General features: G+C 29.9%; 2 protein-coding genes. Both read right to left on the bottom strand.

Annotated elements, in window-relative coordinates; genetic code table 11:
• Positions 1–97 precede the first annotated feature (97 nt).
• On the bottom strand, positions 98–619 hold the full coding sequence (locus EG849_RS15410) for a hypothetical protein (RefSeq protein ID WP_125014316.1): 522 nt from the start codon (positions 617–619) through the stop codon (positions 98–100).
• A gap of 18 nt (positions 620–637) precedes the next feature.
• Positions 638–845: hypothetical protein (locus EG849_RS15920; protein ID WP_233581824.1), on the bottom strand; the 208-nt coding region annotated here is incomplete at its 5' end.

Raw genomic sequence — 845 nt, 5'->3', positions numbered from 1 at the left:
CCTTCTAAACCTTTTACGACAACTCCATAGGGATGGAATCACAACCGGTTCCGTTCAACCAGGGATTCATTGTTGGCTTTTCAAGCCCAACGAATCCTTAGCTGTTATGTGCTGCCTTTTTTGTTTTAAACTTTATTTTTAACCAAATATAAAATATCCATAATCCTAAAGAAGCCCAAAATGAAAATTTACCGACATTCCAAAAATGTTGTTTTGTGTTTTCAAAGTTGTAAAGAACTATTGAATTTTTTGACAATTTAAATATTTTGAATTCGCTTCCAGTCCCAATTATTGATTGCAATTTTGTTCTATGTTTAATGGAAATTATTTCGCCTTCAATTACATTTTCCATAATAGTATTAAAGTAATTTATATTATTCTCAAAAAAATAAAAAGGTTCAGAATGTCCTTCGATATGAATTGTTATTCGATCATCTGTATATTTATGATGTTTATATCTATCTTTTTTTATTAACGTAACTTTTCCAACAACTTCTTTTAAATCATTTTCATTAAGTTTTGATGAGTAAAATTGACCAGCAGTAATTAAAGTTAATATTAAAGCAAGTCCAGGAAGAAAATATTTTATATAAAATTTTAAATCTTTATTTGGAGTCATAATTATTGATAATCAGTTTTATAGTTTTCGTGAGCTGGTTGCACATAACGTTTTCGGGGCTTGCCGAAGGCGGAGTTTTTTAGCACAAAAGTCAATAGAATTACTACTATTGAACCTTGCAGAAATGTTTAATAGAAGCACTTCAGCTCCGCTTTTGGCAAACCCTTGTTGAACTAAACCTTCGGTAGCACTTACCGATATTTTGTACCTTACGAATATAATTAAA

Origin of the sequence: Flavobacterium macacae (assembly GCF_003865365.1) — a bacterium.
Taxonomy (GTDB): Bacteria; Bacteroidota; Bacteroidia; order Flavobacteriales; family Flavobacteriaceae; genus Flavobacterium; species Flavobacterium macacae.
Note: the sequence above shows the minus strand (reverse complement) of the source record. Positions and strands in the feature narration are given on the sequence as shown.

What these genes read in the sequence shown, in the direction of transcription:
- EG849_RS15410 (WP_125014316.1), bottom strand. Translation starts at nt 619, where the DNA reads ATGACTCCAAATAAAGATTTAAAATTTTATATAAAATATTTTCTTCCT.